Raw genomic sequence first — 13034 nt, 5'->3', positions numbered from 1 at the left:
GATTGGGTGTGGAGCTTTAGGTGACTATGAAAGACTTTGTGTTGGTAGCGAAAGAGCTATGTGTCGAACGAGGTGGTCAACGCGTGCTCGACGATGTCAGCTTTAATGTCGGCAAGGGTGAGGTGTTCGCTTTATTGGGGGGTAATGGCGCGGGAAAATCAACGACGTTGTTGACTTTTCTCGGTTTTATTGCCCCGTCAAGCGGAAGCGTCACGCTGAATGGTGCGGTGGTTCACGAGCATAGAGCCACTGTTCATCAGCAAACGGCATACCTTCCGGAGTCGGCGCGTCTCTACCCGCATCTCTCTGCGCGCGAGAATCTCAACTACTTTCTTTCGCTGGCAAGTGTCAGTTGTCCAGACGATGAGATCGAACAGGCTTTGGATGCAGTAAGCTTAGCGGCGGAGGCCAGATCGAAAAGGCTTTCCGACTATTCAAAGGGCATGCGGCAGAAAGTGGCCATCGCTCTGGCCATACTGCGTAAAACACCCGTATTACTGCTGGACGAGCCTACCTCCGGCCTTGACCCGGTTGCTATCGACGAGTTCAACGCCATTCTTATTGCTCTGGCAGAGAAAGGCACGACAATTCTAATGGTGACGCACGACGTCTATGGCGCTTGTCACGTCGCGCGCCGTGTCGGCTTACTACAGCGCGGGCACATGGTCGGTATTTTTGAGGCTTCCAAAAACGGAGAGATATCGGCTGAAGAAGTCCACCGCATTTTCGTCGATCACCAGCGCCTATGAATACGCGAAATGTCTTATTAGTCGCAACGGCAGAATGGTGCTATTGGCGCCGCTCGAGCCTGGGTGTTATCGCCAGTGTCGTTGCATTACTCCTTGTGCTTGCCTCCTTGATTAGTACAAACCTGCGCATTGACACAGAGCGAGGCGCGCGGGAGAGTTTTCAGGCCACTGCCGAACAGACCTTTAAAGAGCAGCCCGCTCGCCATCCGCACCGTATGGTTCATTATGGGCACTATGTGTTCCGTTCGCCGGCACCGCTTGCGATCGTTGATCCCGGTGTCGATGCTTATACGGGTACCGTCTTGTTTCTAGAGGGACACAGGCAAAACTCCGCCGCTTTTTCTCCCCGCTATTCCGCTGCCCAAGCCGGGCCCCTGGCCGAAATCACCCCCGCTTTTGCTTATCAGGTCCTGTTGCCACTGTTGCTTATTATTATCGGCTTTGCTTCTGTCGCAAGGGAGCGCGAGGGCGGGACTGCCTATCTGTTAGCGACTAACTCCGTCACTCCTACAGAGCTTTGGCTCGGAAAGACCGTCGCACTAAGCGGCATTGCCGCGATAGCGCTAATACCCTTGGCAATCAGTCTTGTTTTTGCGCTTATGCAAGGTGAAAGCTTGACTATTGTGGCGTTGTTTTTTCTCGGTTACGCCATTTATCTCGGTTGTTGGTGCACCTTAATCACAGCTTTGTCTTCATGGTCACGGCGATCTTCCATATCGTTGACGTTTTTGCTGGTTACCTGGCTGTTGCTTTGCATAGTTGCCCCCAGGTTTGGCACCACCGTTGCCGGCATTGCCATACCGCTGGACGGCAAAATACAAAGCGACCTGGCAGTAACAAGTGCTCTTCGCGATGTTGGGGATGGGCACAACGCAAATGACCCTGCATTTTCCAGGTTGCGCAGCCAATTGCTGGAGCAATACAATGTGGAGACGGTTGAAGAGTTGCCCGTTAATTTTCGGGGTATTGTTGCTCAAGCCAGTGAGAAGGATTTAACGGCCTTGTTGAATGAGTTCGCTGACGATCGCATGGCACAGGAAGCTAAACAGACGCAAGTGGCAAGAGTGTTTAATGTATTGTCACCGGCACTTGCAATAAAATCCTTTTCACTCTCAATGGCAAGTACGGACCTATCCCAACATCATCAGTTTTTGCGGGACGCTGAAGCCTTGCGTTACGACTTCGTGCAAAAACTTAACTCATTGCATGCCGAAAAACTGTCCTATGCCGATGATATTCGGCGTGGAAGCGATGATCGAGCGGAGCAGCGAACACGCGTGTCCTCTGAAAACTGGCGGCTATTGAAAGACTTCCCTTGGCAGCCGAGAAGTTTGAGTGAACGCTTGCTTGACTCTCTGCCACAACTCCTAATTCTCTTGTTCTGGTACATCTGCTCTGCTTGGCTCGGTATTACCGGAATGCAACGCGTGTTTAAAAATAACGATGGCTAACTTAATCCGAGAAATTCGTTTTGCTTTAACCGAGTCCATTGTGCGTTGGACGCTACTATTGGCATTCATGCTCTCAGGCTTCTCGCTGGCGAATGGTCTTTATGAAGTCAGGCAGCAAGAAAGCCAATTGGCGACACTTAAAAGTGAGGCGCAAAAAGATCAGGCATATGTGCTTCCTCAACAAGGTGACGCCGGTGGTGCTGCCTACTATATGCTTCACCTCACTTACGACCCGCCCTCCGAATTGGCCTTTGCCGCTTTGGGGTTGCGCGACGAACTACCGTGGAAACATCGGGTGAAAATGCTCGCACTCGAGGGCCAGATCTATGAGGCAGACCAGAGTAATCCGGAGCTGGCCTACCTGGGTAAACTCGACTTCAACTACCTTGTCTCCATATTATTACCGCTTCTAATAATTGGTTTGCTCTACGATCTTGACGCACGCGAACGCCGCGAATCCCGCTATGAACTCTTATGCGCAAGCAGCCGCAGAGGGAAGGGGGTGTTGTTCGATCGTGCGTTTGCCCGTGTAGTGCTCTTGTTTTTGGTTATTATTGTACCGTTTTTAATTGCACTACTTATTTCCGGCGCGAAGTTTTACTCGGGCTTTCTCGTGCTGGCACCCGTATTGCTTCACGCATTGTTCTGGCTGGTCATATGTCGCGTGGTTACCAGTCGAAAAATAGAGGGAATTACCGCAGCAGCTATTTTGTTTGGCACTTGGCTAGTGGTCACGAGTCTCGTGCCTGTCGTTGGGAAATCCGCTGTAGAACGATGGGTTGAGGTGCCTAATGGCGGGGAAATACTTTTAACGCAACGGGAAACCGTAAACGATGCCTGGGATCTTCCCAAGCAAGCGACTATGTCACGCTTTCTTGAAGTCCACCCCGAATGGCGAGACTACGCAGGAATTGAAGGATCTTTTGAGTGGAAATGGTATTACGCGTTTCAACAAGTGGGTGATCAACAGGTAGAGCCTATGTCGACTGCACTCTCGCAACGCATTGCCGGGCGAGACGCCAGGATGGGTTGGGTGTCCGCATTGTCACCGCCTCTAATGGTAGACCGCTGGCTGACAAAATCAGCCGAGACGGACATTACTCAGCATATGCGTTATATTGCGTGCGTACGGGATTTTCATGCTGAGCTGAGGCGTTTTCACTATCCAATGTTATTTGGCCGTGAAGTATATTCAGTTGAGGCGATGGATGAATTGCCGCAGTTTAGCCCATGCGTAGTCCAAAACTGAGTGGCAATGTCGGGGGCTCTATTTAAATTCGTAGCATTATTACCCGGTAATTGCGTTTTGCTAGTCTGTATATTCTTCAAAATACTGCATTTTTAACGAGTATGCTGCTGTCGCGATATCATTTTCAGTTAAAGAGGTTTCCACAACGCCGGAAACCCAAAACGGGTCATACAACGCTGTAAGTTTTAGGCCTTCGGGGTAGTCGACAAAGACTATTTGATTGGGTGGTGGCGGTGGCAAATGAATGCACGCACCGAAGAATGGTACTAAAAAGAACTGGGTAATAGTCTGTTCATCATCAAATTCCAAAGGTACGATAAAGCCGGGGATTCGAATTGCCTGCCCGTTCATTTTAGGGACCACGCGGGTGGATACGAGTGCTTGTTGGTAGCGGTCGTCACTCGCCGCGGCGATGGTATTCTGAATTTGACTGCTGATCTGCTCTTCAACAGAACCGTCTTCGATATCGGTGACATAGCCAGGCGGATTTAGTAGGGCATCCAAGTCCTCTTTAGGCATCAGATCAGTCCATTCGATTGTTTTAAACGCGCTCTTAGGTAGCTTTTTCCCGGCGGCGATGTGGGCTATCGGTTTTTCTTTCTCACCCAGTTTAAAAAATGCCTCCTGAATGTTGTCTTCCGGATCAGCTACACCCGGGAGTTGTTCCGGCGGGCCCGTGTTATCGCAAGCATTCAGGGATATCATCACCAGTAGTCCGATGATCAATTGATACATAGTATTCATGTTTAACCCTTGGCAGGGACAGGGATTTCCAGTCTAAGAGCGAAATGATACACTGCAACATTTGTGTTTTGCAATCTGCCCTCTGGAGTCTCCCGCCGGCAAAGTTATGACCATCAGTCTTAATAAGGTACATTTTGCCTATCCCGATATGCCGGATAAGCCGGTGCTCAATATCCCAAGCTGGACTGTAGAGCCTCGGGAACAGGTATTTATTCATGGTCCCTCCGGGGGCGGAAAATCCACCTTACTCAATCTTCTCAGCGGTTTAGTCGCTCCTACCGGGGGGGAATTGTCAATCCTCGGTAAGCGCCTGGATAAAATGAACCAGCGGCAACGTGATCGGTTTCGAGCCAATCAGATTGGCTACGTGTTTCAGCAGTTCAATTTAATCCCCTATTTAAATGCAATGGAAAATGTTCTATTAGCCACGCAGTTTTCAAAACACCAAAGAGCAAATGCCAGGGAAGATGAGGTAGAGGAGCTTTTGACAAAATTAAACATATCGCCCGATGCCCGATATAAACAGGCCACTAAACTCAGTTTCGGACAGCAACAACGGGTAGCAATCGCGCGAGCACTTATCAATAAACCTCGGTTGTTGATAGCAGATGAACCCACTTCGTCCCTTGATCAAGATAATCGCGATAATTTTATGTCCACACTGCTGCCGTTGGTCACCGCCTACGATATCACGTTAGTATTGGTCAGCCACGATATGTCGCTGTCTGGCTATTTCACGCGAATTGACGCGCTATCCGATATTAACTGTTTAACCGGAGACGGCTGATGTTTATGAAGCTGGCGGTAAAAAGTCTGCTTAATCGTAAAGGCTCGGCAATTCTCACGCTGATGGCCATGACCATCAGTATTTTTGTTTTATTGGCAGTGGAACACATCCGTTATCAGGCCAAGGATAGTTTTGCCAATACCGTTTCCGGTGTTGATCTTATCGTTGGTGCCAGAACGGGCAGCCTCAATCTATTGCTGTATTCAGTATTTCGCATAGGCTCTCCCACGAATAACATTCGCTGGGAATCTTTCGAGGATATTGTTTCCAATCCACAGGTCAAATGGGCCATTCCTATTGCGCTTGGTGATTCACATAAAGGCTATCGTGTGATGGGAACCACTCGAGATTATTTCGAGTTCTTCAGCTATGGCAATCGGCACAGCCTGAGCTTTGATAAAGGTCGGGTCTTCAGCAGCGTGTTTGATGTTGTAATAGGTTCTGATGTGGCCAAAAAGCTCGGTTACTCATTGGGGGAGAAGCTGGTTTTGTCCCATGGTATCGCCAGTACCAGCTTTAGCCTGCACGATGACCGTCCATTTACGGTCGTCGGTATTTTAGAGCCCACAGGAACACCCGTCGACCAGACGCTGCACGTTGGTTTGGAAGGTATTGAGGCCATCCATATCGACTGGCGGCAAGGTGTAAAAGTGCCGGGGAGTGATATCACTGCAGATGAGATTGAGCAGCTCGAACTCAAGCCGAAAACCGTTACGGCGTTTATGCTGGGACTGAAATCTCGCGTGGCTACGTTTCGGGTACAGAGAGATATCAATAATTATGCAAAGGAACCCATGCTGGCGATACTGCCCGGCGTCGCGTTGTCGGAGCTTTGGCAAATGATGAAAGTGCTGGAGAATACACTTCGCTTAGTGTCGGTACTTATCCTTATCGCGGCCCTATTAGGGCTGAGCGCTATGTTGTTGGCGTCGATTCGGGAGCGTAGTCGCGAAGTTCAACTTCTCAGAGTGATTGGCGCTTCACCCACATACCTGTTTCTGTTGATAGAGTTAGAGGCGTTGCTGATCACTCTGGTCAGCACTTTAGTCGGCGTTTTATTGCTATATATATGTCTGATTGCCGCCGGGGATTATTTAGCCTCCGGTTATGGTTTGTATATTCAGTCCAACATTATGTCAGCAAGTGTTTTTTATTTACTATTGACAGTTGTCATGGCCACGGCGGTAGCAGCAGCTGTGCCCTCGTTAAATATATACAAGAGTGCGAGAATGGTTCAGTAGCCCTGCAGGACACCCCCAGGGCTTTAGCTCGCGGATTACCCCGTTACTACCTGCTCAACTTGCGCCACAACCACTCCATCGGACCCTGTGCGTGGCGGGTCAACCAGTACTTTCCCCAGAAATATTGCAAGGCCAAAATGCCCGCACCAAAGATGGTGATGGCGACGAACGGCACCTGGCCCATCAGGCTCAAGCCATAGCCGTAAAACAGCAAGACGCATAACGACGTTTGCAGCAGATATTGACTCAGGGACAGGCGTCCCAGCACGGCCAGCTTGTGAATCGGCCGTCGTGTTTGCGCTTGACACAACCGGGCGATTATACCCATATAGCCGAGGGCTAACAGGGTGGCCCCGGTATGATAGACAACACCCTGGAACAGGCCCAGGCCATTTATCGTGAATGGGCTGCCGGTGGCGGCCTTGATGCCCGCGTAGATGGCGCTTAAAACCAGTCCGCCGATCATCAGTTGCAGCACGGTGCTGCGACTCGGTAGCGCCGGCGGGCGTTCGGCCAGCAGAAAATGCCGCGCCAGGTACACACCCAGTAAAAACTGTCCCAGCACCTGGAAGGGGCGACCGGTTTGCAGATAGGCCATCGGGCGCGGGATGGCGCTGAACACATTGGCAAAGAAAACGTCGGCACTGTTTGGAGAGGTGCGCAGCGCCAGCAGCGTCGCGTCGTTGTATCCCAATTGAAGCTTCAGCGCATCGACGGCGCGACGGAGCAGTGACCAGAAGCTGTGTTCGATGCTTACCAGCAACAACCCATGGATGGCGAGCGGCAGGGCCAGCAGTATAACGATAGCAAATAGTAGCTGCCTGGCAGCAAGGCCGGTAAACCACAGCAGGCACAGTCCGAGGACGCTGTAGAGCGTCAGGATATCCCCGTGCCAGATGAGAAACATATGGAGCAGGCCGATCGCCATAAGCACCAGCATACGCCGGCGCCAAAAGGCGCGAAACCGGGCTTCGCGACCGGAATAACGCGCCAGTTGCAAAGCGAAGCCGGCGCCCAACAGGATTGAGAAAACCGTGTAAAATTTCCCCTCTATAAGCCAGTCGATCAAGAACAGGGTGATCCTGTCTGCCCATGGCAGTTGTTGTATGGCGGACAGATTCAGCGAGTAAAAGCCGGTAAAGCTCATCAGGTTCGCAAAAATGATACCGCACAGGGCAAAGCCCCGCATGATATCCAGGACGGGCAGGCGCGCGTTATCAGCGCTTGGAGTCAGTGGCATAGTGTCGGGTACTCACACAATCATACTGCTGGCGCCGTTGCTTGTATCGCCGTCGCGACGCGACCCGGCGCCGCACCCGGATCACATCTGCGTTGCCAGTGCATACAGCACCAGTGCAGGTGCATCTCGTCGAACGACTGAATCATTGTCGGCTGGAGCGAGGCGACGCCCGCCGATTCCCGATATTGTTCATAAACTGCGTGCAGATAGCGGTAACCCAGGTCCGCAGCTATAAACACACAAGGTTGATCCGGATCGAGTTGCCGGCACCAGTGAGCTACCGTGTGACAGGAGCCGGCGGACAAGCCGGCGAAGACGCCGTAGTTTTTCAGCAACTCCACCGAGCCGCTGCGGCTGTGTGAAAACGAAATCCAGTGAATGAAATCATATAAGTCATAGTGTACATTTCTAAAGGGAATGGCGCTGCCGATGCCGGCAATGATGATATCGGGGTCGTCCACATGTTGCGAGTTAAACGTAACGCTGCCAAACGGTTGTACGCCATGCAGTGTGGTATCGATGTTCATGGCTCTCAAAAAGCTGGCTGTGGCACCAGTGGAGCACCCTGAGCCGACGCCGCCGACCAGCGTAATTTTTTCCGTGTTAAAATCGCCCGCCAGCAGTTCGGCAAATTCCCGATATCCCAGATAGTGGATATCGTCGTGGTACTGCTGCATCCAGTGCACATCGGGACGGGTGCGCAGGATTTCTTCAATACGTTTGACCCGATTTTGCTGATCCATTTTCAAATTGGGTGCCGAGGCCGCGGGTTCCACCACCGCCCCCATCAACTCCAACTGCAACTTCAAGGTGGGGTCTACGGTTTTCGAGGCGATGATATGACACCGCAGTCCGTATTTATGGCAGGCCAGGGCCAGGGCGTAGGCATAAATGCCGCTGGAACTGTCCAGCAGCGTATCCTGTGGGCCGATTTGTCCGCGCGCCAACAGCTCTTTTACCGCGGCGAGCGTAGAATAGATTTTCATCGACTCAAAGCGGGCCAAATACAAATTGTCTCTTAAATGGACTATGGCCGGTGTTTTAAGTGCATCTGATATGTGCGGAAAAATCATTAGCCTATCTCCGTGTACTGGCAGTGGCCGCCCAACTCGTTAAAAAGCCGGCCGACCGATGCCAGGCAGTGTATGTCCGGGGGGCGGCGAAAGAGCAAACCGATTACCGACCCTGTGTGGGCGGTGATCACACCGTCGGCCTTGCAGTGCTGCATCGCTCGATAAACCGCATGAAAGTGCTGCTTGGGTAAAATTTCCTGTGACAATTCGGAGCTCATGGTGGATACGCTGCATATTTCGGCGATATTTTTTGTCCGCAACGCCTGCTCCATGTGCCGGGACAAGTCGAGGTAGTGGCGTTTGTGTTGCCGGTAGTAGTCCACCAGCTTGCCCTTGGTGCCTTCGGTTTCAACCTTGTCTGCCTCGTGCATATACAGCGCATATATCGGCGGTACCTTTTCAAACTCTCGCAGCACCCGATGCCGCGAACTGCAAAACAGGACGGGGTGATCGAGAAACACACTGTCCGAGCGTTCAATTTGGGAAAGCACCTGGATAATGTCGCCGGTACTGGCCGGCTGGCGGAAATAACTCGCCGCGCATCGTATCGTCGCCACGATATCCGCCGTGGAGCTGGCCATACCCCGCGCCACTTGTAGATCGCTCTTAAACCGCCACCTGCCTGCAGGCCAGGCCCGCCGTTTCAATCGGCAGTAAATGTCCAGAGCGCGAAAGGATTTACAACGGCCCGGCGTTTCCAGTAACACCTCTCTGTTGCCGGCTTCGGGGCCGTTGTCCGGCGTAAAGTAAGCCCAACTGTATTTGGGAATCAAAGACGACACTATGGCGATTTCATCGTTAGTGTGTGCTGACAAGCCCTGATACAGCTCTCCCAGAGCGCCTCTGCAGACGCCGATATGAGTGCCGGGGTCACCGCCTGTAGCGGTTTGATCTGTAAGCGTCAGCATGATTGGGATTGCCTGTGCGCCAGCCTGTGAAGAATGAGAGGTTGAGCGGTTATCTTGTTAGTGTTATGTTATAACATAAGTAAAAACAAAAGAGGAAGGGCCTGAGATAGATTGGGTGCCACCATTCACAGGAGCTGAATATCCACATGGCGCATTTACTGATTATTGAGAACTGGGTCGAGGGGACCGGGCGTCTGTTTCCCGCCACTATCCGCCGGCTCGGCCACACCTACACGTTTGTTACCCGCAACAAAGATCACTATGTCGATAAAAAATCGCCGCAGATGCATCCCATTTTCGAATACGCGGAAAATATCCTGACGCTTGAGACCAACGATATTGACGCGTTGATCGAACAACTGCGGGCCCAGCATCGGCTGCTGCATTTCGATGGTGTATCGACCATTTGTGATTACTACGTCGACACCGTGGCTCAGGTAGCGCAGGCACTCGACCTGCCCCAGGCCTTCTCGTCCAATGTGGTCCTGGAGCGGCGCAAGCACCTGGTGCGGCAGGCATTACAGCGCGCCGGTATACAGAACCCGAAGTTTGCGGTTACCAGCGACTGGACGGAGACAGTGGCGGCGGCAGACCGCATTGGTTATCCGCTGGTTCTCAAGCCCTGTGATCTCGCCTCCAGTGCTTTTGTCAAACTGATTGACAGCGAGGCGCAACTGCGGGAGGGCTTTACGGAGTTGCAGGCATTTACCCACAACTTTCGCGGCCAGGCACGAGACGCCCTGTGGTTGCTGGAAGAATTTATGCAAGGCGATGAGGTGAGTGTCGAGGCGGTGACATTTCAGGGAGAGACCACCATCGTGGGTATCACCGACAAGTCCCTCACCGGTTTTCCCTACTTTATTGAGGACGGCCATATGTTTCCCGCCCGCCTGGAAGCAGGGCTGGCCGAGGCGGTCACGACTTATGTCACCCAGGCGTTAGAGGCTGTCGGTCACGATCACGGCATCAGTCACACAGAGGTCAAACTTACCCCGGCGGGTCCGCGTCTGGTCGAGATCAACCCCAGACCTGGCGGTAACTTTATCGCCGAACTGATTCAACTGGTCACGGGAATCGACCTGCTGGAAACCCATGTCAACCTGGCGCTGAATCGCCAGCCCGCCCTGGACGGTCTGGAACACTGTCGCGGCAGCGCCGCCGTTAAGTTTCTCGTGCCGCCCGCGGCAGGTGTTCTCAAGGCGCTCGAGGGTGGTGAAAAACTGCAACAAAATCCTAATCTCGTGCGCTGGCGACTAGCCGCCGTGAGCGACATGAAAATCGCAGCACCCATCGACAATGCCTGCTACCTGGGGCATGTCATCAGCCGGGACTCCGAAGGCGATCAGGCGCGGTGTTTCGCTGAACAGGCACTGAGTGAATTGCGTCTCTTGTACAGCGAAGCCGCCGACCAGTCACCACCGAAGGGAGTTCATCGATGACCGCCAATGCAAGCGCATCAGCCGAGTCTTTCAAAACCGTTGACCAGCTTATCGACTGTGTCCTGCAGCGGCACTTCGGTATCGATCCGCGCGAACTGCCGGTGGTGGGTGCCTTCGAGATCGATCAGAGCACGCAGTTTCCCGGGACCGAGCAGAAGTATCGCAACTATTACCTGTTGCTGCGGGTAAATGCGGTGTTCGGCGGCTGCTGCGTCGAGGCCGAACAACTTGAGCAGGTGGCCGCGCGTGAGTTGGTCGGCCAATCGCTGGCCGCGTTGCTGGAAGATGCTCGATTGCCCGTCAGAGTCGCCGCTCTCGATGCCTATTTGGGGGTGGTATTACCTCATCGAGATGACCATCGCGCCCGGGAGCTGGAGCTGCCCTACGGCACGCCGTTTACGCGGGCGGTAGCGCGCGATAAAGCGATTGTCAGTCTGCTGGCTATTGAGCCCGACCAGGCCGTAGGGCTGATCGGCGTCGTCAACCCTATTGTCCAGGCGATCGAGGCGCGCGGTGCCCGTTGCCTGCCCTGTGATTTTAATATGCAGCGCACTGCCGGCGGGCTGGTTGTGCAGCGGGATATGCGCCCGGTGCTGGAGCAGGCGGACTTTATTATCGCCACGGGTATGACCCTGAGCAATGGCTCTTTCGATGAAATCCTGGCGGCCGCCAGACGTCGAAACATCCCCCTGGTGGTTTATGCGCAAACCGGCAGTGCCATTGTGCCACGTTTTTTGGGGCAAGGTGTCAGTGCTGTTTCGGCAGAACCTTTTCCCTATTCGCAGTTCAGTGCCGACCCGACCGCCATCTATCTGTACCGGGCTGCGAACCCGTGAAGGTAGCGCAGCCGCACCTGGCGCTGTCTGACCGGCAGGGCCTGAGAGCACTGTTGTTTTACACGTTCTTAATGGTGCTCGGTTTCACTATGTTAATGCCATTGGTGGCAGTGCATTTTGTCAGTAACGTTGGCATGAGTTCCGCGACGGTGGGCATCGCCCTTGCTGTGCGCCAGTTGACCCAACAGGGGCTGACAGTGGCCGGCGGTTTATTGTCGGATAAGCTGGGTGCCAAACCCATGATTTGCGCCGGCGTGCTGGTCAGGGCGTTGGGCTTTGCCGCGCTGGCCTGGGCCGGTGATCCGCTGTTGCTGATCCTGGCCCTGGTGATATCGGCGCTCGGAGGTGCTTTGTTCGAGGCACCTTACCAGGCCACTATAGTGGCGCTTACCGACGATACCAACCGCCGCCACTATTACCTGGTCAGCAACTGGGTCAGCGGCATCGCTTCGACTATAGGACCGCTGATCGGGATTGCACTTTTGCAGTTTGATTTTCAATCGGTATGTTATGGTGCGGCCGCCTGCTTTTTTGTGAATTACCTGATCTCGCTGTTCTTTCTTCCCCGCGTCACCACGCCCGGTGCCACCCAGGCGCCGGCCGCCAACCTCAAGGGCGTATTGCACGACCGCCGCTTTGTTTTCTTCACCGGCTTGATGGGCGGGTACTGGTTTACTTCCGTGCAGGTGAATATCAGTTTTCCACTGTGGGCGGAGAAATTGTCCGGTATTCAGGAAAGCGTGGGCATTATGTATGCCGTCAGCGCCGCCATTACCGTCGCTTTGCAGTATCCGCTGGTAAAACTGGCTGAACGTCGATTCGATACCCGGGAAATTTTGACGATCGGTGTGGTCACCATGGCACTGAGTCTCGGTGCGATCGGATTTGTAGAGCAGTTTTACGCTTTCCTTATCTGTGTCGTGTTTTTTACCCTCGGTGTTTTGTTGACGCGACCCACCCAACAAACAATCACGGCTGCGTTGGCTGACGGTAAATCGCTGGGCACGTATCTCGGCTTCAGTTCACTGGGACTGGCGGTTGGCGGCGGATTGGGCAACGCCATCGGCGGCTTGTTGATCGATATCGCCAAAACCCAGCAACTGTTGATGCTGCCCTGGCTGGTTTACTGCGCCGTCGGCCTGCTGAGTGCGGCGGGCCTGTATTGGCTGACCGGGACCACTGCAAGCGATAAAACCAACTTGCTTTCACAAACACAATAAACCCGGGCGCTTAAACGCCCGGCATTGGTTCAGCACTACTTCAAGGGGAGTTACACCATGAATTTTACAGGCTGTCATAACAGGTACATGGGTATGA

12 protein-coding genes are annotated in these 13034 nt (G+C 53.2%); 8 read left to right on the top strand and 4 right to left on the bottom strand.

Annotated features, from left to right (window positions below; genetic code table 11):
• The first annotated feature begins 26 nt into the window (after positions 1–26).
• The 3 genes from FKG94_RS21415 to FKG94_RS21405 are packed head-to-tail and all read left to right on the top strand — an operon-like array spanning position 27 to position 3449.
• Positions 27–749, top strand: a complete 723-nt coding sequence (locus FKG94_RS21415) for an ABC transporter ATP-binding protein (RefSeq protein ID WP_142928991.1) — start codon at positions 27–29, stop codon at positions 747–749.
• Positions 746–2200 carry an ABC transporter permease gene (locus FKG94_RS21410; protein ID WP_142928990.1) on the top strand — a complete coding sequence of 485 codons (1455 nt, stop codon included), beginning with the start codon at positions 746–748 and terminating at the stop codon, positions 2198–2200. The genes FKG94_RS21415 and FKG94_RS21410 overlap by 4 nt, the downstream gene beginning before the upstream one ends.
• Complete coding sequence (locus tag FKG94_RS21405) at positions 2193–3449, top strand: DUF3526 domain-containing protein (RefSeq protein WP_142928989.1); 1257 nt, start codon at positions 2193–2195, stop codon at positions 3447–3449. Before FKG94_RS21410 ends, FKG94_RS21405 begins: the two co-directional genes overlap by 8 nt.
• A gap of 60 nt (positions 3450–3509) precedes the next feature.
• Here FKG94_RS21405 and FKG94_RS21400 read toward each other — a convergent pair whose 3' ends face one another.
• Positions 3510–4193 (bottom strand): DUF3299 domain-containing protein, encoded by a 684-nt coding sequence (locus FKG94_RS21400; RefSeq protein ID WP_246125305.1) that lies wholly within the window; start codon positions 4191–4193, stop codon positions 3510–3512.
• Between the two features lie 106 nt (positions 4194–4299).
• Here FKG94_RS21400 and FKG94_RS21395 point away from each other — a divergent pair, with 106 nt between their 5' ends.
• Positions 4300–4980, top strand: coding sequence for an ABC transporter ATP-binding protein (locus tag FKG94_RS21395; RefSeq protein WP_142928988.1), 681 nt, complete (start codon positions 4300–4302; stop codon positions 4978–4980).
• On the top strand, positions 4980–6221 hold the full coding sequence (locus FKG94_RS21390) for an ABC transporter permease (RefSeq protein WP_142928987.1): 1242 nt from the start codon (positions 4980–4982) through the stop codon (positions 6219–6221). The genes FKG94_RS21395 and FKG94_RS21390 overlap by 1 nt, the downstream gene beginning before the upstream one ends.
• A 46-nt stretch (positions 6222–6267) precedes the next feature.
• On the opposite strand, the gene FKG94_RS21385 is transcribed toward FKG94_RS21390, so the two are convergent.
• Genes FKG94_RS21385 through FKG94_RS21375 form a run of 3 tightly spaced genes read right to left on the bottom strand, consistent with a single transcriptional unit; the run spans position 6268 to position 9442 of the window.
• On the bottom strand, positions 6268–7461 hold the full coding sequence (locus FKG94_RS21385) for a DUF418 domain-containing protein (protein WP_142928986.1): 1194 nt from the start codon (positions 7459–7461) through the stop codon (positions 6268–6270).
• A 20-nt stretch (positions 7462–7481) separates the two neighbouring features.
• The gene (locus FKG94_RS21380) at positions 7482–8534 is read right to left on the bottom strand and encodes a pyridoxal-phosphate dependent enzyme (protein WP_142928985.1); all 1053 of its coding nucleotides are present in this window, start codon (positions 8532–8534) and stop codon (positions 7482–7484) included.
• Positions 8534–9442 carry a GHMP family kinase ATP-binding protein gene (locus tag FKG94_RS21375; RefSeq protein WP_142928984.1) on the bottom strand — a complete coding sequence of 303 codons (909 nt, stop codon included), beginning with the start codon at positions 9440–9442 and terminating at the stop codon, positions 8534–8536. The genes FKG94_RS21380 and FKG94_RS21375 overlap by 1 nt, the downstream gene beginning before the upstream one ends.
• A gap of 146 nt (positions 9443–9588) precedes the next feature.
• On the opposite strand from FKG94_RS21375, the gene FKG94_RS21370 reads away from it, so the two are divergent.
• From FKG94_RS21370 to FKG94_RS21360, 3 genes are read left to right on the top strand one after another with little or no spacing between them, the layout of a single operon-like run.
• Positions 9589–10881, top strand: coding sequence for an ATP-grasp domain-containing protein (locus FKG94_RS21370; RefSeq protein WP_142928983.1), 1293 nt, complete (start codon positions 9589–9591; stop codon positions 10879–10881).
• Positions 10878–11717, top strand: coding sequence for a Rossmann-like domain-containing protein (locus tag FKG94_RS21365; protein ID WP_142928982.1), 840 nt, complete (start codon positions 10878–10880; stop codon positions 11715–11717). The genes FKG94_RS21370 and FKG94_RS21365 overlap by 4 nt, the downstream gene beginning before the upstream one ends.
• The gene (locus FKG94_RS21360; protein ID WP_142928981.1) at positions 11714–12937 is read left to right on the top strand and encodes an MFS transporter; all 1224 of its coding nucleotides are present in this window, start codon (positions 11714–11716) and stop codon (positions 12935–12937) included. Before FKG94_RS21365 ends, FKG94_RS21360 begins: the two co-directional genes overlap by 4 nt.
• Positions 12938–13034: the final 97 nt, after the last annotated feature.

Source organism: Exilibacterium tricleocarpae (assembly GCF_007004655.1).
Classification (GTDB): Bacteria; Pseudomonadota; Gammaproteobacteria; order Pseudomonadales; family Cellvibrionaceae; genus Exilibacterium; species Exilibacterium tricleocarpae.
This window is presented reverse-complemented; position numbering and strand designations above follow the sequence as displayed.

Bases quoted from the DNA above. Each gene is read 5' to 3' on its own strand.
- FKG94_RS21410 (WP_142928990.1), top strand. From the start codon at position 746: ATGAATACGCGAAATGTCTTATTAGTCGCAACGGCAGAATGGTGCTAT.
- FKG94_RS21390 (WP_142928987.1), top strand. From the start codon at position 4,980: ATGTTTATGAAGCTGGCGGTAAAAAGTCTGCTTAATCGTAAAGGCTCG.
- FKG94_RS21400 (WP_246125305.1), bottom strand. From the start codon at position 4,193: ATGAATACTATGTATCAATTGATCATCGGACTACTGGTGATGATATCC.
- FKG94_RS21365 (WP_142928982.1), top strand. From the start codon at position 10,878: ATGACCGCCAATGCAAGCGCATCAGCCGAGTCTTTCAAAACCGTTGAC.
- FKG94_RS21370 (WP_142928983.1), top strand. From the start codon at position 9,589: ATGGCGCATTTACTGATTATTGAGAACTGGGTCGAGGGGACCGGGCGT.
- FKG94_RS21385 (WP_142928986.1), bottom strand. From the start codon at position 7,461: ATGCCACTGACTCCAAGCGCTGATAACGCGCGCCTGCCCGTCCTGGAT.
- FKG94_RS21415 (WP_142928991.1), top strand. From the start codon at position 27: ATGAAAGACTTTGTGTTGGTAGCGAAAGAGCTATGTGTCGAACGAGGT.
- FKG94_RS21395 (WP_142928988.1), top strand. From the start codon at position 4,300: ATGACCATCAGTCTTAATAAGGTACATTTTGCCTATCCCGATATGCCG.
- FKG94_RS21380 (WP_142928985.1), bottom strand. From the start codon at position 8,534: ATGATTTTTCCGCACATATCAGATGCACTTAAAACACCGGCCATAGTC.
- FKG94_RS21375 (WP_142928984.1), bottom strand. From the start codon at position 9,442: ATGCTGACGCTTACAGATCAAACCGCTACAGGCGGTGACCCCGGCACT.
- FKG94_RS21405 (WP_142928989.1), top strand. From the start codon at position 2,193: ATGGCTAACTTAATCCGAGAAATTCGTTTTGCTTTAACCGAGTCCATT.